This is a genomic window from Zunongwangia mangrovi, from assembly GCF_900112105.1.
In the GTDB taxonomy this organism is placed as follows: domain Bacteria; phylum Bacteroidota; class Bacteroidia; order Flavobacteriales; family Flavobacteriaceae; genus Zunongwangia; species Zunongwangia mangrovi.
The window spans coordinates 325,908-348,135 of sequence record NZ_FOKV01000003.1 but is presented as its reverse complement, the minus strand read 5'-3'; the positions used below and the strand labels follow the sequence as shown (position 1 = coordinate 348,135).

The window sequence follows — 22,228 nt, the reverse complement described above, 5'->3', positions numbered from 1 at the left end:
TTATATTAACACAGCCCTTGCGCTGTGTTTTAAAATTTAAATAAATGAAAAAGACCCTTTTCGATAAAATTTGGGATGCCCACGTGGTAGAGTCTATTCCGGATGGTCCGGATATTTTATATATCGATCAACACTTAATTCACGAGGTTACTAGTCCGCAGGCTTTTAACGAACTAAAAGAGCGTGAAATTCCTGTTTTTCGTCCTAATAAGATCGTTGCGACTGCAGATCATAACACGCCTACAGAAAATCAGCATCTACCCGTAAAGGATTTACTGTCTAGAAAACAATTGAAAGAATTATCGCAAAATTGCGAAGAAAATAATATTACACTTTACGGTTTAGGACATCCATATAACGGCATCGTTCACGTAATGGCTCCAGAACTTGGTATTACACAACCAGGAAAAACTATGGTTTGTGGAGATAGCCATACTTCCACGCATGGTGCTTTTGGTGCTATCGCCTTTGGGATTGGTACCAGCCAGGTAACTCAGGTTTTTGCTTCTCAATGTTTATTGGTAGAAAAACCGAAAAGATTACGCGTAAATGTAAATGGTGATCTTAAGAAAGGAGTAACGCCAAAAGATGTTATTCTTTATGTAATTAGTAAACTGGGAACAAATTCAGGTACTGGTTATTTTTGTGAATATGCCGGAGATGTTTTTGAAAACATGTCTATGGAAGGCCGTATGACGGTTTGTAATATGAGTATTGAAATGGGAGCTCGTGGCGGACTTATAGCGCCAGATCAAACCACTTACGATTATGTTGAAGGAAGAGAATTTGCTCCTAAAGGTGAAGAATTTGATAAACTGAAAGCCTACTGGGAAACTTTAAGAACCGATGATGGTGCCGAGTTTGACCAGGAATATTCTTTTGATGCTGAAGATATCGAACCAATGATCACCTACGGAACCAACCCGGGAATGGGAATTAAAATCACCGGAGCAATACCTGTTGAAGGAGGTAAAAGTGATGCGAAAGCTTTAAGTTATATGGGCTTTAAACCAGGTGAGAGTTTAATTGATAAGCCAATTAATTATATCTTTATTGGTAGTTGTACCAATAGCCGTATCGAAGATTTCAGAATGGCTGCCAGTTATATTAAAGGGAAGAAAAAAGCAGAAAATGTAAATGCTTTGATTGTTCCTGGAAGTAGACAGGTTGCTGCTCAAATTCAGGAAGAAGGCCTGGATAAAGTTTTTGAAGAAGCTGGATTTAGATTGAGGCAACCAGGTTGTTCCGCTTGTTTAGCAATGAACGATGATAAAATTCCGGAAGGAGAATATTGCGTTTCTACCAGTAACCGTAATTTTGAGGGTAGACAGGGACAAGGTTCAAGAACGATCTTGGCAAGCCCGCTAACCGCAGCAGCAACAGCCGTAGCCGGAAAAATAACCGACTTTACAAAAAGTTTGAATTAATGAAAAAATTCACCACATTACAAGATACAGCCGTCCCATTAGAGGTCGAAAATATAGATACAGATCAAATTATCCCTGCACGTTTCCTTAAGGCAACCGATAAAGCGGGGTTTGGAGAAAATCTTTTTAAAGACTGGCGCTTTGATAAAGAAGGAAAACCGGTAGAGGATTTTACTTTAAACCAAGATCAATATACAGGTTCAATTTTAATCGCAGGAAACAACTTTGGTTGTGGTTCCAGTAGAGAACATGCAGCATGGGCTTTAAAAGCTTATGGTTTTAAAGTAGTTGTTTCCAGTTACTTTGCAGATATTTTTAAAGGAAATGCATTAAATAATGGTTTATTGCCTGTTCAGGTTTCTCCTGAATTTTTAGATGAACTCTTTCTTGCAATTCGAAAAGACAACAAAGAAAGCTTTAAAGTTGATCTTAAAAACCAGAAGATAGAAATTATAAGCAGTGGTAAATCTGAAAATTTTGCCATCGATCCTTATAAAAAGACGTGTTTAATTAATGGTTTTGATGATATCGATTTTTTAGTGAGTAAATTAGATGCCATTAAGAAATTTGAAGAGAAACAAACGCAAATGCGTGAAGCTGCGATTCAGTAAATCTGAATCTAAAACTTTTAGAGAAGAAATATTATGAAATTAAAAATAGCCGTATTAGCCGGAGACGGAATTGGTCCAGAAATCACTCAGCAATCTATAAAAGTACTTAAAGCTATCGCAGATCGTTTTGATCACGAATTTGAATTCGAAGATGCTATCGTAGGTGCTGCTGCAATAGATCTTTTAGACAATCCGCTTCCAGAAGCTACTTTAGATCTTTGTAAAAAATCAAATGCTGTTTTATTTGGTGCGATTGGGCATCCTAAATACGACAACAATCCAGATGCAAAAGTAAGACCAGAACAAGGACTTCTAAAACTTAGAAAGGAACTTGGCCTTTTTGCCAATATTCGCCCGGTAACTACTTATGCCAAATTGATCGATCAGTCGCCACTTCGACCTGAGAGAATTCAGGGTGCAGATCTAACAATCTTTAGAGAACTGACTGGCGGAATTTATTTTGGTGAAAAAAGCACAAGCGAAGACGGACAAAGCGCTACAGATATTTGCACCTATTCTGTTGAAGAAATCGAAAGAATGGCGCATTTGGCTTTTAAAGCAGCACAGCAACGTCGTAAAAAACTGACTTTGGTTGATAAAGCCAATGTTTTAGAAACTTCCAGACTTTGGAGAAAAACGGTTAAGAAAATTGCTGAAGATTATCAGGATGTAGCATTAGATTTCTTATTCGTTGATAATGCTGCCATGCAAATGATCTTAAACCCTAAACAATTTGATGTAATTCTTACAGAAAATATGTTTGGTGATATTATTTCAGATGAAGCCAGTGTTATTGGTGGAAGTATCGGCTTATTAGCTTCAGCTTCGGTTGGTGGCGATAATGCGATGTTCGAGCCAATTCACGGTTCTTATCCACAAGCTACCGGTAAAGGAATTGCCAATCCTGTAGCATCGATCCTTTCCGCAGCAATGTTATTAGATCATTTTGGTCTTGTGGAAGAAGGTGATGTGATTAGAAAGGCAGTGGCTACAAGTATTAAATTAAATGTATGTACTGAAGATATTAATAAAGATAATCCTTACAGCACTGAAAAAGTTGGAGATTTCCTAGAAGGATTGATAAGCGAATCTGAAAATAATATCAACGACGAAAACCTGAATTTTGGTCAAATGACCATTATTTAATTAGAGCTTTAATCTTAATTATATATTTAAAAAGGAGCTGAAATTATCGAATTTCAGCTCCTTTTTTTATGCAAAATATTCACTTTTTAAGACACTAAAATAAATCGTATTGCGACGGCGACTGTTCGTCATAAGTGTATGACTTCGCAAAATGCCTTCTTCTGTAAAACCAGATTTCAGTAAAGACTTTCTGGCCGCTTTTGTTCAAGACATCTGTTTTTGCTTCTACCCGCTCTAACTCTAAAACTTCAAAACAATAGTTTAGCAATAATTCTTTTGCCTGAGTATTATATCCGTTTCCCTGAAAATCTTTCCCCAGCCAGGTCCAGCCAATTTCGATACGCTTATCCCTTTCAGAATAATTCCCAAAACTTGTAGAGCCTATAATTTTTCCCGAAACTTTTTCAATAATCACAAAAGCCAATCGCTTCTTATTCTTCCGGTCTATTACTGCTGAATCGATCCAATTTCTCAAAACCTCAAGATTCGATAAATCTGAGGTAAAATAAAACCACATTACTGAATCCTGAGTCAGTTTTGAAATTTCATCAAAATCTTCAGATTCCATAGGTCTTAAAAGAATCTTTTCGTTGGCTAACTGAAGGCTAAAATCGATCAATTTTAAAGCTTTTTCTTGGCTGCAATTTTATCTAAAGCTAAATTATCCTTGCTTCCCAAATGACTGTGTTTTCTGCCTTCTCCCGGTTTATAAGTTCCACTTTGAACCTGCCCTCCTATTTCTTTATAAGCATCTCTAAAACTAGCACCATCAATTACCAGGTCATTTATACTATCTACCGTAAACAGGTATTTATATTTCTCGTCATTAAGATCGATATCTTTAACGATGATCTGCGAAATTGAATAGGAGAATATATCCAGAATCTCTTTTATTCCTTCTACGGAAGTTATACTGTTTTCTTTGATTAACTGATAATCCCTATGATAACCACTTGGCAGATTGTTAGTGATTAAAACCATTTCTGTTGAAATCGCCTGAAGTTTATTAGATTTCCCACGAATTAATTCAAAAACATCTGGATTCTTTTTATGCGGCATGATCGAGCTTCCGGTAGTTAATTCATCAGGAAAACTGATAAAACCGAAATTCTGACTCATATACAAGCAAATATCCATTGAAAAACGTGCCAATGTATTGGCTAATCCAGCAATTGCTGACGTTACCGTACGCTCACATTTTCCTCGACTCATTTGAGCGGCAACCGAGTTGTATTTTAAGGTTTTAAAGCCCAATTCTTTTGTGGTAAATTCACGATCTATCGGAAAAGATGAACCATAACCCGCCGCTGAACCTAACGGATTTTGATCGGCTACTTTTAGAGCGGCATCTAACTGAAAAAGATCATCTATAAGAATTTCAGCATAGGCGGAAAACCACAACCCAAAAGAAGATGGCATCGCTACCTGTAAATGTGTATAACCGGGAAGCAATTTATCTTTGTATTGCTCTGCAAGGCCTAAAAGGATGTCTATTAATCCTTCTGTTTTTTGACGAATTTCGATTAAATTTTCCTTGAAATATAATTGCATCGCTACCAAAACCTGATCGTTTCGAGATCTTGCTGTATGGATTTTCTTACCTGCATCGCCTAAAACTTTGGTCAGCTCAAATTCGATTTTAGAATGTACATCTTCAAATTCTTCCTCGATCACAAATTCGTTGTTTTCAACTTGTTTTTGAAGTTTCTCTAATTCGGTTAATAAAGCCGGCACTTCATTTTTCTCTAAAATCCCGATCTCTCCAAGCATTTTAGCATGTGCTTTAGAAGCTGTAATATCATATTCAGCAAGATACATATCCAGTTCACGATCGTTACCAACCGTAAACTTTTCAATTTTTTTATCGATGCTTATTCCTTTATCCCAAAGTTTCATTATGATGTCTTATTTTTTAAACCTCAGAGGTTTTAAAACCCCGCGAGGTTTGATTGATCTTATCTTAACGCCTTTTCTAACAAGGCAATATATTTTTCTATTCCTTCTTCTACTTCGTTCACGTAAATAAATTCGTCTGCAGAATGTGATCTTGTGCTATCTCCAGGCCCTAACTTTAACGAAGAACATTTTAGCATCGCCTGGTCAGACAATGTTGGCGAACCATAAGTTTTCATTCCCAATTCTAATCCTGCTTTCACTAAATCATGATCTAAGGGAATATTAGATGAATTTAATCGTAGCGATCTTGGCTCGATACTATCTACTGGAGCATTCTCCTGTAAAAAATTACTAATATCCTGATTAGAATAACAATCGTTCACACGCACATCGATCACCAAATCTACCTTTGCAGGAACTACATTATGTTGCGTCCCGGCATTAATCTGGGTTACGGTTAATTTCACTTCGCCTAATTGCTTAGAAACTTCAGGAAATTTAATCGCTTCAAACCATTTTAAAACTTCCGCAGTTTTATAGATGGCATTGTCATTATTAGGATGCGCTGCATGTGATGGTGTTCCTTTTACCACCGCATCAAAAACAACCAAACCTTTTTCTGCAACTGCCAGATCCATCAGCGTTGGTTCACCAACAATCGCCACATCTACTTTTGGCATAATGGGCAACATACAGGCAATTCCGTTTTTACCGTTGGTTTCCTCTTCCGCAGTACCAGCAAAAATGATATTGTAATTTAGATCTTCACGATTATAAAACCAGGTAAAAGTCGCCAATAATGAAACCAAACAACCACCGGCATCGTTACTCCCCAATCCAAATAGTTTTCCATCGCGAAATTCCGCTTTGAAAGGATCGTTGGTGTACGCAGCATTTGGCTTTACCGTATCGTGATGCGAGTTTAAAAGCAAAGTAGGTTTTGCCTCATCGAAAGCTTTATTGGTTGCCCAAACATTATTTAAATGTCTTTGATGCGGAATCTTATGCTGAACAAACCATTGCTCCAATAACTGCGCTGTTTGATCTTCTTCGCCAGAAAATGATTGCGTTTCTATTAAATTTTGAAGTAATTGAAGTGCTTCCTGCTGAAGTGCTTTAATTTCCATTACTGAATAATTTTTGTATGCGTTGTATTTTCTTTTAAAGATTGGTGATTTCCAAGATGAATTTTATGTACACCCTGTTCTAAAGCCTCAAAACAGTTTTGAAGTTTAGGTAGCATTCCATCAGTGATGACCTGTTTTTCTACAAGCGTTTTATACTGAAGAAAATCTATCTCTTTAATGACCGATTCGTCATCTGAAGCATCTGCAAGCACTCCCTGCTTTTCGAAACAGTAATACAGCTCGGTTTCATAAGATTTGCTCATTGCACGCGCAATTTCAGAAGCAATCGAATCGGCATTTGTATTTAACAGCACCCCTTCTTTTGTACATGAAATTGCTGAAAAAACGGGTACTACTCCGTCATTTAGCAATGCTCCAATAAACTGGGAATTCACTTTTTCGATGTCCCCTACAAAGCCATAATCGATTTTTTTAACCGGTCTTTTTACTGAAAGAATACTTTGCCCATCGGCGCCGCAAAGCCCAATTGCATTGGTATCCATCGATTGTAATTTCGCAACAATATTTTTATTTATCAATCCGCCATAAACCATGGTAATTACTTTTACCGTATCCTCGTCTGTAATTCGGCGGCCATCGACCATTTTGGTTTCGTAGCCTAATTTCTCTGAAATCTGAGTTGCCATATTTCCACCACCATGCACCAGAATTTTATGTCCTTCCAGGTTTTTAAAATCTTCTAGGAATTCATCGAATTTGGCGGAATCTTCAATCAATTTCCCTCCTATTTTTACAACTTTTAGTGGTTTCATTTATTTCGTAATTAGTAGTTAGTGTTTGGCTATGAGCTGTTAGCTTTCAGCGATCAGCTTTTAAAATTTGTTATGCAATCCCTTAATTAACCGAATTTAAAATTCAAAATTCATTTTTCGGTCAGACTTCTCGATACAATTTTATATTACGCTATCGCTTCAATAAAATCACTCGAAGCGACACTCATTTTCAAATCATGCCATTATTAAATTAACGCGTCAACAAATCATCGCATTAATCCAGTTGTTCCAGAATTCGTTTTAAAACAGCCTGAGCTGCATAAGTTCTATTGTTAGCCTGATGAATTACAGCGGAATTTTCACTATCTAAAACCTCATCTGCAATTACCACATTTCGTCTTACCGGTAAACAATGCATCACTTTCGCATCATTAGTAAGTGCTAATTTTTCCTTCGAAAATGTCCAATTTGAATCTGTAGATAAAACTTCTCCGTATTTCTCATAACTACTCCAATTTTTTACGTAAACAAAATCGGCATCTTTTAAAGCTTCATCCTGATCGTGATACACTTTAGTATCATCTAAAACGCGATCGCTTAGATCGTAACCTTCAGGATTTGCAACACAAAATTCCACATCCATTTTCTGCATCATTTCAGCAAAAGAATTCGGTACAGATTGCGGCAAAGCTTTAGGATGAGGCGCCCAGCTTAAAACGACTTTTAATTTATCTTTTTTCTTTAATTCGGTTATCGAAATCGCATCGGTTAAAGCTTGTAAAGGATGCCCGGTAGAACTTTCCAAATTCACCACCGGTACACTTGCAAACTTTGTAAAGGCAGTAATTACCTGCTCTTCTTCATCTTTTGCCTTATCTTTTAATCCCGGAAAAGCCCGTACACCAATCACATCACAATATTGCGACAACACCGCAGCAGCTTCTTTAATATGCTCTGCTTTATCTGAATTCATTACCGCTCCATCTTCAAATTCCAATGCCCAACCATCTGCACCAACATTCATCGTAAGCACTTCCATTCCTAAAAGTCGGCCAGCTTTTTCTGTACTTAAACGCGTACGCAAACTGGAATTAAAAAACAACAAGCCTAAAGTTTTTCCTTTACCTAAATTGGCGGCTGAATTTTCTTTTTTTAGCTGAATGGCTTCCTGTATTAATTCATCAAGGTTTTCGATATCGTGAACACTTGTGTAATGTCTCATTGAAATTAGTTGGTTTTTGGTTCCTGTCATTCTGTATTTGTTTCAGAATCTCATTAGAATACTTTTTTATTACAATGATGAGATTCCGTGTCGAGCACGGAATGACATAATATTTTTAATCTTTTAAATTTGCTAAACTGATCTTTAAAGCTTTGAAAAAGTCATCAAAATGCTTTTTCTCGATATTAAGCGGTGGTAAAATTCTAAGTAAATTCTTGTTGGCGGCAGATCCGGTAAAAATTTGATGCACAAACAACAAATCTTTTCTAAGATTAGCGATTTCGAAGTCGAATTCTAAACCAATCATTAATCCACGACCTTTTATATTTTTTATCTGCGGAATCTCTTTTGACTGCTCTTTAACATAATCGAACATCGCTGAAGCATTCTGCATTAAATCTTCTTTTTCAAGAATATTTAATACCGATAATCCTGCAGCACAGGCTAAATGATTTCCTCCAAAAGTAGTTCCTAACATTCCATATTTTGGAGCAATATTTTTATCGATCAAAACACCACCTATTGGAAATCCATTTCCCATTCCTTTTGCGATAGAAATGATATCTGGATGAATATGATGCTTCTGGAAGGCAAAAAAGTCGCCCGTTCTACCATAACCAGCCTGAACTTCGTCTGCAATGATCATCGCACCGTTTTCTTTGGCCAGTTTTTCAATTTGCTGGTAAAAATCGGTTGTGGCTTCATCTAAACCACCAACTCCCTGAATCACTTCAAAAATAATGGCAGCAACATCTCCTTTTTGTAATTCCGAAGCTAAAGTTTCAGGATCATTAAAGGCGATTTTGGTGATTTTATGACCTTTATTAAATGGTGCTTTAATATTTTCATTATCGGTAACAGCCACCACTCCAGAGGTTCTTCCGTGGAAAGCATTATCAAAATAGATCACACGATCTTTCCCTGTTGCAAAAGAGGCTACTTTTAGCGCATTTTCGTTAGCCTCGGCGCCGGAATTACATAAAAACAGCTGATATTCTTCGCAACCGGATAATTTACCAAGTTTTTCGGCCAATTCTAACTGCAACGGATTTTTAATGGAATTAGAATAAAAACCAAGATTACGAACCTGGTTAGAGATCGCATTTACATAAGCAGGATGCGAATGTCCTATAGAAATCACGGCGTGACCACCGTAAAGATCAAGATATTTTTTTCCGTCGTTATCGAAAACAAAAGCGCCTTCGCCTTTTACGGGAGTGATATCAAATAATGGATAAACATCGAAAAGCTCCATATTTATTGTTCTGAAATGTTATTTATTTTTTTGAAAGATGCCTGTAAACCTTTAATTAAAGAAGAACTTAAACCATTGTGTTCCATCTCGTTCAAACCTTCGATAGTGCACCCTTTTGGCGTAGTTACTTTATCAATTTCTTCCTCTGGATGTTTGCCAGATTCTACCAGTAAACTCGCAGCTCCTAAACAGGTATTCATCGCCAGTTCCTGTGCATCTTTTGCATCAAAACCAAGTTGAACCGCTCCCTGAGTAGTTGCTCTAATTAAACGCATCCAAAAAGCTATACCACTGGCGCAAATTACTGTAGCGGCCTGCATCTTATTTTCTTTAATGATAATACTTGTTCCTAAACGATTAAAAATAGCCTCGGCGATAGCGATGCGCTTCTCCCCTTTTTCGTTAGAACACATACACGTCATCGATTTTCCAACAGCGATCGCCGTATTAGGCATTGCTCGAATTATAAACTGATCTTCGCCAATAATAGCTTCAATTCTTTCAATTTTGAAACCTGTGATTGTCGAAATAAGTACGTGTTTATCAGTCAGTAGGTCTTTAGTTTCCTCCAGAATTCTTTCTAATTGCTGGGGTTGAACGGCAAAAATTAAAATATCTGAATTTTTAACTGCTTCCTGGTTATCTGAAGTTACCGTAACCTTAGAATATTCTTCGTAAGATTTTATGGCTTCAGTATTCCTTTTGGTTAGGTAAAGCGTGGTAAAGGCATTGTTTACGATAAGTCCTTTTGCGATGGACTTTCCTAAATTCCCGGCACCGATAATGGCTATTTTCATGGTTTAAGTTTTAGAAATTTGATTTAGAAATAACTGGCTTTAAGGTGTAATCCTGAATCTTCTGGCAAACCAAAAATTAAATTCATATTCTGTACCGCCTGTCCAGACGCTCCTTTTAACAAGTTATCGATCACGCTGGTGATTAATAATTTATCGCCGAATTTCTCTAATTTCAGCAAACATTTATTCGTATTCACTACTTGTTTAAGATGAATATTTTCTTCGGTCACAAAAGTGAAAGCCGCGTCTTTATATTGTTCGATATAGATCGCTTTTGCATCTTCTAGGCTACCAGTAAATTTGGTATAAGCAGTTGCATGTATTCCGCGGGAAAAATTTCCTCTATTCGGAATAAAATTTACGGTCGCATCAAAATCAGGTTGCAACCATTTTAAACTTTGCCCAATTTCATTTAAATGTTGATGCTCAAAAGACTTATAAGCTGAAAAATTATTATCTCTCCATGTAAAATGTGTGGTTGCTGAAAGTGATACTCCGGCTCCGGTGGCTCCGGTAACCGCATTTACATGCCATTCGTCTTCAACTTTCTTAGCTTTTGCCAATGGAAGAATCGCCAAACTTATAGCCGTGGCAAAACAACCAGGATTTGCGATGAAATTCGCTGTTTTGATCGTATCTTTTTTAAATTCAGGTAAACCATATACAAAATCGTGATCACCATTCATTCTAAAATCAGTGCTCAAATCAACGATTTTCGTGTTTTTAGAAAATTTATTTTCAGCTAAAAACTTTACAGAATTTCCATGCCCAAGACATAGAAAAACGACATCAACTTCAGTATTTATTTCTCCTGAAAATAATAGATCGATTTCCCCGATAAGATCCTGATGCACACCTGAAACCGGAGTTCCTGGTCTTGATGTACTATAGACAAAATCGAGTTTAACTTGCGGGTGATACGTTAAAATTCTAACCAGTTCTCCTGCTGTATATCCTGCGCCTCCAATTATTCCTGCTTTGATCATGCTCTTGCTAATTTTGTGATTAATTATTTTCTACCGACTGGTAGATCTTTCCAGCGTTTGATAGAATTTTGATAAATCCTTTAGCGTCGTTAGCTGTCCAGGCTTTATTTTCTTCTCCGTAATTACCAAAATTGCTGTTCATAAGATCGTATGGAGATGAAATTCCGTCTAAAACAAATCGGTAAGGATGTAGGCTTACAAAAACTTTTCCGGTTACTCGCTCCTGAGAACTTTGCAATAAAGCCTCAAAATCACGCATTACAGGATCTAAATATTGGCCTTCATGCAAATGTGTTCCGTACCAGTTCGCCACATAATCTTTATGCTGAAGTTGCCATTTACTAAGCGTATGCTTTTCTAATAAATGATGCGCTTTAATAATGATACTTGCAGAAGCAGCTTCAAAACCTACTCTACCTTTAATCCCAATAATGGTATCCCCAACATGAATATCTCTTCCAATCGCATATTTTTTAGCGATCTCTTCAAGAATCTGAATGTTATTTTCTGGTGAATCTTCTTTATCGTTAATCGCAGTAAGCTCTCCTTTCGTAAAACTAAGACTAATTTTACCTACTTCTTTTTCTGAAAGTTGTGATGGAAATGCAGATTCTGGCAAAGGTTCGTGAGAAGTTAAAGTTTCAGCACCACCAACACTGGTTCCCCAAAGTCCTTTGTTTACTGAATATTTAGACTTCTCCCAGTTCATTTCTACTCCGTTTGCCTTTAGATAATCGATCTCTTCCTGTCGGCTTAATTGCTTATCTCTAATTGGAGTGATAATTTCAATTTCTGGAGCAATGATCTGAAAGATCATATCGAACCTTACCTGATCGTTACCAGCACCGGTACTTCCGTGAGCGATATATTTTGCACCAATCTCCTTGGCATAATTTATAATTTCGATGGCCTGTACGATACGCTCTGCACTTACCGAAAGTGGATAGGTATTATTCTTTAAAACATTACCAAAGATCAAATACTTAACGACTTTGCTATAAAATGAAGAAACTGCGTCGATATTTTTATAGGTGGTTGCTCCAATCTTTTTCGCATTGTCTCCAATATGCTGAACTTCTTCTTCAGAAAATCCTCCGGTATTCACGCTTACTGCATGAACTTCGAAACCTTCATTAGACAATGATTTTGCACAATATGAGGTGTCTAATCCGCCGCTGTAGGCAATAACTACTTTTTTCATTTTTATTGGTAAGTTTTAATCTAGTTTATTTTTTTCCTTTTTATAAAAAAGGCTTTGTTTAATATTCTTTAATCGGGTAAAAGTTTTATCGTTAAGGTCGTGCTTTTTCTTTTCTTTTTTCTTTTTCTCAGGATCGTAAAGCATACCTGTACATAAACACATTTTACGCTCGGTACGAGTTAAAATATCATAATTTTTACAGGTTTGGCAACCTTTCCAAAAGGCATCATCGTCGGTAAGTTCAGAGAAAGTGACAGGTTGATATCCCAACTCGTAATTTATTTTCATTACGGCTAAGCCTGTTGTGATCCCAAAGATCTTGGCGTTTGGATATTTTTTCCTGGAATAATCAAAAACCGCTTTTTTGATATCTTTAGCCAGTCCCTGATTTCTATAATCGGGATGTACAATTAAACCAGAGTTCGCTACGTACTTCTCGTGACTCCATGTTTCTATGTAACAGAAACCGGCAAACTTTTCACCATCTAAAGCGATAATAGCATTACCATTTTCCATTTTGGTAATCACATATTCTGGCGTACGACGAGCGATTCCTGTGCCACGAATTTTGGCAGATTCTTCTATAGTTGTACAGATAATCTCAGCAAATTTTGCATGAGATTTATTAGCAATGACAATTTTCATTTGCTAAACGATTATTAAGATTGAAAAAAATAAATTGAAATTCTGACCGAAAGGGGAACCGGACTCACCTAAGTTCCATAAAAATATACACGCACTTACGTGCGGCGGGGAGTGCGGCGACGGCGTACGGGAACAAGAACAACTGCAGGAGTTGACGGCCTGTTAAAACGGGCAATCCAATCCTGTAAACCTTCATTAAGGTTTTCTAAGATTTGTTGTATGTTCAGAGATTTTTTCAAAATAAAAGTTTCAAATAATATTAAAAGAAGATTTATATATAATTATTACCACATGCGTCGCAAGGGGCAGCGATTATTACTTAATATTATTTGACTTAGTGTATTCACAACGTAAATGTAAATTTTATAAACGGATTCTCAAAGACTTTTTTCAATTAAATAATAAACTGAAATAGATCTGGTGTATCATTGAGATATCTTCCATAAAAATTACGCTCTTTCATCCTGTTTATTAGCGGTTCGAAATCGGCTTTATCTTTTAGCTCGATCCCTACCACTGCAGGTCCATTTTCTCTTTCGTGCTTTTTTGAATACTCAAAATGTGTAATATCGTCTGTAGGCCCTAAAACTTCATCAAGAAACTCCCTTAAAGCACCTGCTCTTTGCGGAAAAGTAACTACAAAATAATGTTTTAAACCCGCATAAAGTAAAGCTCTTTCTTTAATTTCAGCGGTACGGGTAATATCGTTGTTGCTTCCGCTAACGATACACACCACATTTTTACCTTTAATTTCTTCAGCAAAAAAATCTAATACAGAAATTGACATCGCTCCGGCAGGTTCTACCACGATCGCATCCTGATTGTAAAGATCTAGGATCGTCTGGCATATTTTCCCTTCAGGAATCGTGATCATTTGATCTAAATTTTGCTTACATATTTCAAAATTTCGACTTCCAACTTTTTGGACTGCAGCGCCATCTACAAATCTTTCAATATGTTCTAGCTCTATCAATTTCCCCTCCTTTAGAGAAGCAGACATTGATGGTGCTCCTTCAGGTTCTATACCAATAATCTTTGTTTTTGGAGATAATTCTTTAAAAACCGAAGAAACTCCGGCTAACAAACCTCCACCTCCAAGAGGAGCAAATACATAATCTATCGGCTCGTCCGATTGTTTAAGGATCTCTAATCCAATTGTGGCCTGACCCTCAATCACTTTTTCATCATCAAAAGGATGTATAAAAACAAGGTCATCTTCTCCTGCTCTTATCATCGCGTTTTTAAAAGAATCATCGAAAGTATCACCTTCTAAAGCAACCTCTACCCAATCACCACCAAACATTTTAGTTTGTGCTACTTTTTGGCTGGGTGTAGTGCTTGGCATATAAATTACCCCTTTAGCTTTTAATTTATTACAGGCAAAAGCTACTCCTTGTGCATGGTTTCCCGCACTGGCACAAATGACCCCTTTCTCTAGCTGATCTTTAGGCAAGCTGGAAATCTTATTGTAGGCTCCACGAATTTTGTAAGAGCGAACCTGTTGTAGATCTTCCCTTTTAAGCATAATATTTGCTCCAAACCTGTTACTATAGGTAAAAGATTCGGCTAAGGGAGTATGAACTACAACTTTAGATATTCTTTCAGATGCCTGTTTAACAGCTTCTATACTCGGTTTATATGTTTGTGCCAATGCAGTATCCATCAATTATTCATGTATTCTTTTCATTGCAGTCATCGCTGTTCTAAGTTTAGCTCCTACTTTTTCTACAGGATGCTGTCTTAATGCGTCGTTTACTGCAATTAATTCTAGATTATCTACTCCGGTTTCTTCTGTTCCAAAAGAATGACCAATAAAGTCCTTATCTAAAGCATTTACATAATCCTTGATAAGTGGCTTACAAGAATGATCAAAAAGGTAACAACCGTATTCTGCTGTATCAGAAATAATTCTGTTCATTTCGAACAATTTCTTTCTGGCAATGGTATTTGCGATAAGCGGAGTTTCATGTAAAGATTCGTAGTAAGCAGATTCTGCAATAATACCAGCTTCAACCATAGTTTCAAAAGCAAGCTCTACACCAGATTTTACCATCGCTACCATTAGCACACCTTTATCGAAATATTCCTGTTCTGAAATTTCATCATCAGAAGCTTCGGTTTTCTCGAAAGCAGTTTCTCCTGTAGCGGCTCTCCACTCTAATAATTCTTTATCATCATTCGCCCAGTCTTTCATCATTCTGGAACTAAACTCACCAGAAATAATATCGTCCATGTGTTTTTGAAAAAGCGGACGCATAATTTCTTTTAATTCTTCTGAAATCTCAAAAGCTTTGATCTTTGCAGGATTAGAAAGACGATCCATCATATTGGTGATACCACCGTGCTTTAATGCTTCTGTAATAGTTTCCCATCCATACTGAATTAATTTTGCAGCATAAGAAGGCTCTACACCATCTGCAACCATTTTATCAAAGCTTAAGATAGATCCTGTTTGAAGCAATCCACAAAGAATAGTTTGCTCTCCCATTAGATCAGATTTTACCTCAGCAACAAAAGAAGACTGAAGCACTCCTGCTCTATGACCACCAGTACCATAAGCATAAGCTTTCGCCCATTCCAGACCAATACCTAAATGATCATTTTCTGGGTGCACTGCAATTAAAGTTGGTACCCCAAAACCTCTTTTATATTCCTCTCTAACTTCACTACCAGGACACTTAGGAGCTACCATAATTACGGTAATATCTTCTCTTATTTGCATCCCTTCTTCAACAATATTAAAACCATGAGAATACGAAAGCACTCCATCTTTTTTAATATGCGGCATAATCGCATTGATAACTCCTGTATGTTGCTTATCTGGAGTAAGGTTGATCACAAGATCTGCCGATGGAATTAAGTCTTCGTAAGTTCCAACTGTAAAATTGTTTTCAGTTGCATTTTTGTAAGACTGTCTTTTTTCTTTGATCGCTCCTTCTCGAAGGGCGTAAGAAATATCAAGACCGCTATCTCTCATGTTTAGTCCCTGATTAAGGCCTTGAGATCCGCATCCTACAATAACTATTTTTTTTTCTTTTAATGCAGCCACTCCATCACTAAACTCATCTAGTTCCATGAACCTGCAAGTCCCCAGCTGGGCTAATTTTTCTCGTAAAGAAAGGCTGTTAAAATAGTTTGTCATGATATTGAATTTGTTGTATTAAATTTTTCTAAGATTCCTGTTATTGGCATTTCATTTTTTGTAACCGCAATTGTTCCAGAACGTACGAACTGCATTAAACCATAAGGCTTTAGTGTTTCGTAAAGTTCATCTACTTCGCTGCGCTTACCTGTCTTTTCGATCACAAAAAATTTAGGTGTTACGGTAACAATACGAGCATTTGTTGCTTTAATAAATTCCTGCACATTAAGATCGTCCAAAAATTCTGAAGATTTGATCTTATATAGAGCAGTTTCCTGATAGATCATTTCTTCTGCAGTGTGATAAAAAGCTTTGATCACTTCGATCTGTTTTTCGATCTGTCCCACTATTTTTTTGATCTGTTCTTCGGTAACTTCAACCACAATAATAAAACGCATTACTTCTGTCACCTCGCTGGGTGATGCTGTAATGCTTTCAATATTGATATGTCTTTTAAGGAAAATCGCCGCGATTCGGCTTAACAATCCTAAGTTATTTTCAGTATATATCGAAACTGTGAAATTTTTCTTTTCCATTACTCTAAAATTATATCTGAAACTGACGCTCCTGTTGGTACCATTGGAAAAACATTTTCTTCCTGCTCTACTTTTACTTCTAAGAAATAAGGACCATCATGATCCATCATTTCTTCAATTGCATCTTTAAGTTGCGAACGCTCTGTTACGCGCTTCGCTTCGATATGATATCCCTGTGCTATGGTTACAAAATCTGGATTAGTCATTTCTGTAGAGGCATATCTTCTATCAAAGAACAGTTGTTGCCACTGTCTTACCATTCCTAAAAATCCATTGTTTAAGATCACGATCTTAACAGGTACTTTTGTTTGAAAGATCGTACCAAGCTCCTGGATAGTCATTTGATAACCACCGTCACCAATAATGGCAACAACTTCACGCTCTGGACTTCCCATTTTTGCACCAATAGCTGCAGGTAAGGCAAATCCCATGGTTCCTAGACCTCCACTGGTTACATTGCTTCTGGTTTGTGTAAAATCTGAATATCGACAGGCCGCCATTTGATGTTGACCAACATCAGAAACAATTACAGCTTTGCCTTCAGTATTAATATTTATTTGCTGAATAACCTCGGCCATTCCCATATACTGTTTATTTACATCCAGGTTACGACTAATAACTTTATCATATTCAGTTTTGTATAGTTCTTTAAACGTGTTGTGCCACTCTTCATGAGCATTAGGTTTTACCAACTCTAAAAGTGCTTTAAGCGTTTCATTTACGTTTCCAAGAACTGGAAAATCGGTGTGAACGTTCTTATTGATCTCGGCTGGATCAATTTCCATATGCACTACTTTCGCCTGTTTTGCATAATGATCTAAATTACCGGTTACACGATCGTCAAATCGCATTCCTATTGCGATTAAAACATCACACTCGTTGGTTAAGATATTTGGCGCATAATTACCATGCATTCCCACCATCCCAACATTTAATGGGTGTTTTGTTGGCAAAGCTGAAAGTCCTAAAATTGTCCATGCTGCAGGGATTCCTGTTTTTTCGACAAAGTCCTTAAATATCTCTTCAGCACCACCAAGGATAACTCCCTGACCAAACACAATCATAGGTTTTTTAGCTGAATTAATCACCTCAGCTGCTTTTTGAACCTCACTTAGGTTAACTTCAGGATTTGGTTTGTAACTGCGAATGCCGCTACATTTTTTATAATTAAATTCTAATGAAGCAAATTGAGCATCTTTAGTAATATCTACTAAAACAGGACCTGGACGCCCAGATTTTGCGATATAAAATGCTTTTGCGATCACCTCTGGAATTTCTTCAGCTCTCGTTACCTGATAGTTCCATTTAGTAATTGGAGTCGAAATACCTACAATATCAGTTTCCTGAAATGCATCACTTCCCAATAAATGAGAACCTACCTGCCCGGTGATACAAACTAGAGGAGTAGAGTCGATTTGAGCATCTGCAATTCCTGTTACAAGATTTGTTGCTCCAGGGCCAGAAGTTGCCACAGCCACTCCTACTTTACCGCTTACGCGAGCATATCCTTGTGCAGCATGAGTAGCGCCCTGCTCATGCCTGGTAAGGACGTGGTGAATTTTATCCTGGTACTTATACAATTCATCATACACCGGCATAATGGCTCCGCCCGGGTAGCCATAGATCGTCTCTACGCCTTCTTCTAACAAACACTTAATTACTGCTTCTGCTCCAGAAACAGTCAATGAAGTATCTGCCGATGTCTTTTCGAAACTAGCTGTTTTTACTTCCATAATTCACCAAATTAAAACTCATCGGTCACGCATCCTTTTGATGCCGATGAAACTGTTCTCGCATATTTATATAAAACACCTTTACTAAATTTTAAGTCAGGTGCTTTCCAGTTTTTTCTTCTTTCTTCGATCTCTGCTTCAGTAAGATCTACATTTATAGAATCGTCCTCTGCACTAATAGTAATTTTGTCGCCGTCTTGCAATAAAGCGATCATACCACCTTCCTGAGCTTCAGGAGTAATATGTCCCACCACGAAACCATGTGTTCCGCCAGAAAATCTACCATCTGTAATTAGTGCAACATCTTTCCCAAGTTTAGCTCCCATAATTGCTGAAGTTGGTTTAAGCATCTCTGGCATTCCCGGTCCTCCTTTAGGCCCTTCATAACGAATCACTACAACATCACCCTTCTTTACTTTTCCTTCTGAAATACCATCGTTAGCCTCGTATTCACTTTCAAAAACCTTAGCAATTCCTGTAAAGCTCATTCCCTCTTTACCCGTAATTTTTGCAACCGATCCTTCTTCAGCTAGGTTTCCATGAAGAATTCTAATATGACCGGTTTTCTTAATTGGTTGATCGATTGGATAAATTACATCCTGACCTTCTTCCAGATCTGGAACATCTGCAAGATTTTCAGCTAAAGTTTTACCAGTAACCGTCATACAATCTCCATGAAGTAATCCATGTTTCAACATGAATTTTTGTACTGCGGGAATCCCGCCAATTCTATGAATATCTTCCATAGCGTATTTACCGCTAGGCTTAAGATTCGCTAAAAACGGCGTACTATCTACGATCTTTCCAAATTCTTCAATACCTAATTCAATCTCTGCTGAACGAGCAATCGCTAAAAAGTGTAATACCGCATTAGTAGAACCACCAAGAAGTGTTAATAGTCGAATCGCATTTTCCAGCGATTTTTTAGTTACAATATCTCTAGGCTTAAGATCTTTCTCGATAAGAAGTTTCATTGCTTCTCCTGCCTTTACACTTTCAGATTTCTTTTCTTCTCCTACGGCAGGATTAGAACTATTGTAAGGTAAAGACATTCCCAATGTTTCTATTGCTGAAGCCATTGTATTCGCAGTATACATACCACCACAAGCTCCTGCACCAGGGCAGGCTTTCTCGATCACATTATCATATTCTTCCTGATCGATATCACCGCTCACTTTAGCGCCCCAGGCTTCAAAAGCCGAAACAACATCTAATTTTTTACCGTTGTGACATCCTGAAGCAATTGTACCACCATAAACTAAAACTGATGGTCTGTTTAATCTAAGCATGGCCATTAAGGCTCCCGGCATATTTTTGTCACAACCTACTACGGTAACCAAACCGTCGTAAGACATAGCATTTACCACAGTTTCCATAGAATCTGCAATAATATCTCGTGAAGGCAGTGAAAAACGCATTCCCGGTGTTCCCATAGAAATACCATCACTTACGCCAATAGTATTGAATATTAATCCTACAAGATCTGCTGAAAGTGTTCCTTCTTTCACCAATTTAGCGAGATCGTTTAGGTGCATGTTACAAGGATTACCTTCGTAACCTGTACTTGCAATCCCAACAAAAGGTTTATTAAAATCTTCTTTGGTTAAGCCAATTGCGTGAAGCATGGCCTGTGATCCCGGTTGCGAATCACTCTGTGTTAAAATACTACTATACTTATTATTCATTACTAATTTTTCTCTTCTCGTTAGATAAAATTACCGCCTTCAAAATGCCTCTGTTTTTTAGCCAAGATTGCTTAATTGTCTTCAACGGCATATTTAACATTATAAATTATTGATTTTCAGTAATTTAAAACACTCTTTATTACGACTGCTGAAACTCTCAAAAAACATTTAATTTTTCAGTGATTTAACATTAACATCGTTATTATATTTAAAATACATTCAGTTTTAAAGGAAATACAGCAGCTTTAAAAAATGCTGTATTTCCTTTAATTTTCAGAAAAAAGCATAAAAAAAGCCATCTCGAGAGATGGCTTTTTTTATATAAATTGTACACATCTTCTCCAGGGTCAGGTTTTCAAAATGAAAATGACCTCAATAATTGAAGAGATAATGTTTTGCTTCTTAAAATTCATAACTCAATAAATCTTGGAAAAAGCCCTTAAGGCATTTATACACAACTTATTTTTCGAGGCATTCCAACTAAAAACACAGCATTTCACCTCGATTATCGAGTAAACTTAAGGATTAATTTTTTATCAGATAAAGTTTTATTCTATTTTTTAAGTTTTATCGAATAAAGATCTTTTCTACGATCTTTTAAATTACGCACGCTTCCAAAATTGTGTAATTCTTTAAGCAAATCTAGATCTACATCGGCTAATAGTGTGCTCTCAGTATTTGGTGTAGCCTCGGCTTTTACGCCATTTACAGGAAATGCAAAATCTGATGGTGTTAATACTGCACTTTGCGAATATTGTATATCCATATTATTCACTTTTGGGAGGTTTCCTACAGAACCTGCGATCGCCACATAACATTCATTTTCTACTGCTCGAGATTGCGCACAAATTCGAACTCTGGAATACCCATTTTGAGTATCTGTCATAAATGGAACAAATAAAATGTTCATTCCTTCTTCAGCTAATAGCCTTGGAAGTTCTGGAAACTCTACATCGTAACAGATCAAAACTCCTATTTTACCACAATCTGTATCAAAAGTTTGTAATTTGGTACCGCCCTTCATTCCCCAGGCAGATTCTTCAGCCGGAGTAATATGTAATTTCTCGTATCGCTCGTAACTTCCGTCGCGACGACATAAAAAACCAACATTATACATATGCTCACCAATAACCTGCGGCATACTTCCGGTTATGATATTTATGTTGTAGGTAATGGCAAAATCGATAAAAACCTCCAACAATTTTTCAGTATAAGTTGAAAGTCCACGTATCGCTTCAGCTTCATTTAAATGATTAAATTCGGCCATAAGCGGTGCGTTAAATAATTCAGGAAAAAGAATAAAATCGCTTTGATAATCACTCACAGCATCTACAAAAAACTCAATTTGAGAAACCAGTGCATCAAAATTCTTAAACAAACGCATTTGCCATTGCACCAATCCAAGGCGAACCACGGTTTTGGTACTTTCTATTAATTTTTGAGGTTTGGTATAATAAATATTATTCCATTCCATCAAAACAGCATATTCTTTACTTTCGTGATCGCCAGAAAGATATCCTTTGATCACTTTTTTTACATGAAAATCGTTAGAAAGCTGAAATGACAATACAGGATCGTGAATCTCCTGAAGTTTTACTTTATCAATATATTTTTTTGGAGTAAGTTCTTGTGCGTATTTGCCGAAATTGGGGATTCTACCACCAAAAATTATAGATTTCAAATTCAGTTGCTCGCACAATTCTTTACGCGCTTCGTAAAGCCGACGTCCAAGACGTTTTCCTCTATATTCTGGATGAATAAAAACATCTATTCCGTAGAGAACATCTCCGTTTTTAGTGTGATTTGCAAAATTCTCACCACCAATAATATCGTCGTAGGTATGATTATCATCAAATTTATTATAATCTACAATAATAGAAAGTGCGCAGCCTGCAATTTTGTTATCGATAACGATACAAAACTGGCCATCTGGAAATTTTTTTACTAAGGTTTTAATTTCAGCTTCACTCCAGTAATCATCTGGCATACCGCTGTAACTTTTAATCATAGAAACTTTAAGTTCTTTGTAATCCTGAACTTTTAAGTTTCTTAGCTCGATCGTTGGTGTCTCCATCTTCTATAAAC

General features: G+C 36.9%; 19 protein-coding genes. 3 read left to right on the top strand and 16 right to left on the bottom strand.

What is annotated here, in order from left to right; all coding sequences use genetic code 11:
* Positions 1-44: 44 nt before the first annotated feature.
* The 3 genes from leuC to leuB are packed head-to-tail and all read left to right on the top strand — an operon-like array spanning position 45 to position 3,184.
* Positions 45-1,427 (top strand): 3-isopropylmalate dehydratase large subunit, encoded by a 1,383-nt coding sequence (gene leuC, locus BM201_RS09875; RefSeq protein ID WP_092542117.1) that lies wholly within the window; start codon positions 45-47, stop codon positions 1,425-1,427.
* Positions 1,427-2,038 (top strand): 3-isopropylmalate dehydratase small subunit, encoded by a 612-nt coding sequence (gene leuD / locus BM201_RS09870; protein ID WP_092542115.1) that lies wholly within the window; start codon positions 1,427-1,429, stop codon positions 2,036-2,038. The genes leuC and leuD overlap by 1 nt, the downstream gene beginning before the upstream one ends.
* A 33-nt stretch (positions 2,039-2,071) precedes the next feature.
* Positions 2,072-3,184 carry a 3-isopropylmalate dehydrogenase gene (gene leuB, locus BM201_RS09865; RefSeq protein ID WP_092542113.1) on the top strand — a complete coding sequence of 371 codons (1,113 nt, stop codon included), beginning with the start codon at positions 2,072-2,074 and terminating at the stop codon, positions 3,182-3,184.
* A 94-nt stretch (positions 3,185-3,278) separates the two neighbouring features.
* Here the strand turns inward: leuB and BM201_RS09860 are convergent, their stop codons facing one another.
* The 16 genes from BM201_RS09860 to BM201_RS09785 all read right to left on the bottom strand — a co-directional run bounded on the left by BM201_RS09860 (position 3,279) and on the right by BM201_RS09785 (position 22,217).
* Positions 3,279-3,803 (bottom strand): GNAT family N-acetyltransferase, encoded by a 525-nt coding sequence (locus tag BM201_RS09860; protein ID WP_217643053.1) that lies wholly within the window; start codon positions 3,801-3,803, stop codon positions 3,279-3,281.
* Positions 3,804-3,805: 2 nt separating this feature from the next.
* Entirely contained in the window at positions 3,806-5,080 is a 1,275-nt protein-coding gene (gene argH, locus BM201_RS09855) for an argininosuccinate lyase (RefSeq protein WP_092542111.1), read from the bottom strand.
* A 59-nt stretch (positions 5,081-5,139) separates the two neighbouring features.
* Complete coding sequence (locus BM201_RS09850; RefSeq protein WP_092542109.1) at positions 5,140-6,207, bottom strand: M20 family metallo-hydrolase; 1,068 nt, start codon at positions 6,205-6,207, stop codon at positions 5,140-5,142.
* Positions 6,207-6,980: an acetylglutamate kinase gene (gene argB / locus BM201_RS09845; RefSeq protein WP_092542107.1), complete on the bottom strand. Its 774-nt coding sequence runs from the start codon at positions 6,978-6,980 to the stop codon at positions 6,207-6,209. The genes BM201_RS09850 and argB overlap by 1 nt, the downstream gene beginning before the upstream one ends.
* A 235-nt stretch (positions 6,981-7,215) precedes the next feature.
* Positions 7,216-8,163, bottom strand: coding sequence for an N-acetylornithine carbamoyltransferase (locus BM201_RS09840; RefSeq protein WP_092542341.1), 948 nt, complete (start codon positions 8,161-8,163; stop codon positions 7,216-7,218).
* A gap of 115 nt (positions 8,164-8,278) precedes the next feature.
* Positions 8,279-9,418, bottom strand: a complete 1,140-nt coding sequence (locus BM201_RS09835; RefSeq protein ID WP_092542105.1) for an aspartate aminotransferase family protein — start codon at positions 9,416-9,418, stop codon at positions 8,279-8,281.
* A 2-nt stretch (positions 9,419-9,420) separates the two neighbouring features.
* Complete coding sequence (gene proC / locus BM201_RS09830) at positions 9,421-10,215, bottom strand: pyrroline-5-carboxylate reductase (RefSeq protein WP_092542103.1); 795 nt, start codon at positions 10,213-10,215, stop codon at positions 9,421-9,423.
* A gap of 23 nt (positions 10,216-10,238) precedes the next feature.
* Entirely contained in the window at positions 10,239-11,201 is a 963-nt protein-coding gene (gene argC / locus BM201_RS09825) for an N-acetyl-gamma-glutamyl-phosphate reductase (RefSeq protein ID WP_092542101.1), read from the bottom strand.
* A 19-nt stretch (positions 11,202-11,220) separates the two neighbouring features.
* Positions 11,221-12,402, bottom strand: coding sequence for an argininosuccinate synthase (locus BM201_RS09820; protein ID WP_092542099.1), 1,182 nt, complete (start codon positions 12,400-12,402; stop codon positions 11,221-11,223).
* A gap of 15 nt (positions 12,403-12,417) precedes the next feature.
* Positions 12,418-13,047: a GNAT family N-acetyltransferase gene (locus tag BM201_RS09815; RefSeq protein ID WP_092542097.1), complete on the bottom strand. Its 630-nt coding sequence runs from the start codon at positions 13,045-13,047 to the stop codon at positions 12,418-12,420.
* Between the two features lie 394 nt (positions 13,048-13,441).
* Positions 13,442-14,710, bottom strand: a complete 1,269-nt coding sequence (ilvA, locus tag BM201_RS09810) for a threonine ammonia-lyase IlvA (RefSeq protein ID WP_092542095.1) — start codon at positions 14,708-14,710, stop codon at positions 13,442-13,444.
* Positions 14,711-14,713: 3 nt separating this feature from the next.
* A complete protein-coding gene (gene ilvC / locus BM201_RS09805) occupies positions 14,714-16,189 on the bottom strand; it encodes a ketol-acid reductoisomerase (RefSeq protein ID WP_092542093.1) in 1,476 nt (491 codons plus the stop codon).
* The gene (gene ilvN, locus BM201_RS09800) at positions 16,186-16,725 is read right to left on the bottom strand and encodes an acetolactate synthase small subunit (protein WP_092542091.1); all 540 of its coding nucleotides are present in this window, start codon (positions 16,723-16,725) and stop codon (positions 16,186-16,188) included. The genes ilvC and ilvN overlap by 4 nt, the downstream gene beginning before the upstream one ends.
* Positions 16,725-18,458: a biosynthetic-type acetolactate synthase large subunit gene (ilvB, locus tag BM201_RS09795; protein WP_092542089.1), complete on the bottom strand. Its 1,734-nt coding sequence runs from the start codon at positions 18,456-18,458 to the stop codon at positions 16,725-16,727. Before ilvB ends, ilvN begins: the two co-directional genes overlap by 1 nt.
* Before the next feature lie 11 nt (positions 18,459-18,469).
* Positions 18,470-20,143 (bottom strand): dihydroxy-acid dehydratase, encoded by a 1,674-nt coding sequence (ilvD, locus tag BM201_RS09790; protein ID WP_092542087.1) that lies wholly within the window; start codon positions 20,141-20,143, stop codon positions 18,470-18,472.
* Between the two features lie 553 nt (positions 20,144-20,696).
* A complete protein-coding gene (locus BM201_RS09785) occupies positions 20,697-22,217 on the bottom strand; it encodes a carbon-nitrogen hydrolase family protein (RefSeq protein WP_092542085.1) in 1,521 nt (506 codons plus the stop codon).
* Positions 22,218-22,228: the final 11 nt, after the last annotated feature.

Bases quoted from the DNA above. Each gene is read 5' to 3' on its own strand.
- leuC (WP_092542117.1), top strand. From the start codon at position 45: ATGAAAAAGACCCTTTTCGATAAAATTTGGGATGCCCACGTGGTAGAG.
- leuD (WP_092542115.1), top strand. From the start codon at position 1,427: ATGAAAAAATTCACCACATTACAAGATACAGCCGTCCCATTAGAGGTC.
- leuB (WP_092542113.1), top strand. From the start codon at position 2,072: ATGAAATTAAAAATAGCCGTATTAGCCGGAGACGGAATTGGTCCAGAA.
- argH (WP_092542111.1), bottom strand. From the start codon at position 5,080: ATGAAACTTTGGGATAAAGGAATAAGCATCGATAAAAAAATTGAAAAG.
- BM201_RS09850 (WP_092542109.1), bottom strand. From the start codon at position 6,207: ATGGAAATTAAAGCACTTCAGCAGGAAGCACTTCAATTACTTCAAAAT.
- argB (WP_092542107.1), bottom strand. From the start codon at position 6,980: ATGAAACCACTAAAAGTTGTAAAAATAGGAGGGAAATTGATTGAAGAT.
- BM201_RS09840 (WP_092542341.1), bottom strand. From the start codon at position 8,163: ATGAGACATTACACAAGTGTTCACGATATCGAAAACCTTGATGAATTA.
- BM201_RS09835 (WP_092542105.1), bottom strand. From the start codon at position 9,418: ATGGAGCTTTTCGATGTTTATCCATTATTTGATATCACTCCCGTAAAA.
- proC (WP_092542103.1), bottom strand. From the start codon at position 10,215: ATGAAAATAGCCATTATCGGTGCCGGGAATTTAGGAAAGTCCATCGCA.
- argC (WP_092542101.1), bottom strand. From the start codon at position 11,201: ATGATCAAAGCAGGAATAATTGGAGGCGCAGGATATACAGCAGGAGAA.
- BM201_RS09820 (WP_092542099.1), bottom strand. From the start codon at position 12,402: ATGAAAAAAGTAGTTATTGCCTACAGCGGCGGATTAGACACCTCATAT.
- BM201_RS09815 (WP_092542097.1), bottom strand. From the start codon at position 13,047: ATGAAAATTGTCATTGCTAATAAATCTCATGCAAAATTTGCTGAGATT.
- ilvA (WP_092542095.1), bottom strand. From the start codon at position 14,710: ATGGATACTGCATTGGCACAAACATATAAACCGAGTATAGAAGCTGTT.
- ilvC (WP_092542093.1), bottom strand. From the start codon at position 16,189: ATGACAAACTATTTTAACAGCCTTTCTTTACGAGAAAAATTAGCCCAG.
- ilvN (WP_092542091.1), bottom strand. From the start codon at position 16,725: ATGGAAAAGAAAAATTTCACAGTTTCGATATATACTGAAAATAACTTA.
- ilvB (WP_092542089.1), bottom strand. From the start codon at position 18,458: ATGGAAGTAAAAACAGCTAGTTTCGAAAAGACATCGGCAGATACTTCA.
- ilvD (WP_092542087.1), bottom strand. From the start codon at position 20,143: ATGAATAATAAGTATAGTAGTATTTTAACACAGAGTGATTCGCAACCG.
- BM201_RS09785 (WP_092542085.1), bottom strand. From the start codon at position 22,217: ATGGAGACACCAACGATCGAGCTAAGAAACTTAAAAGTTCAGGATTAC.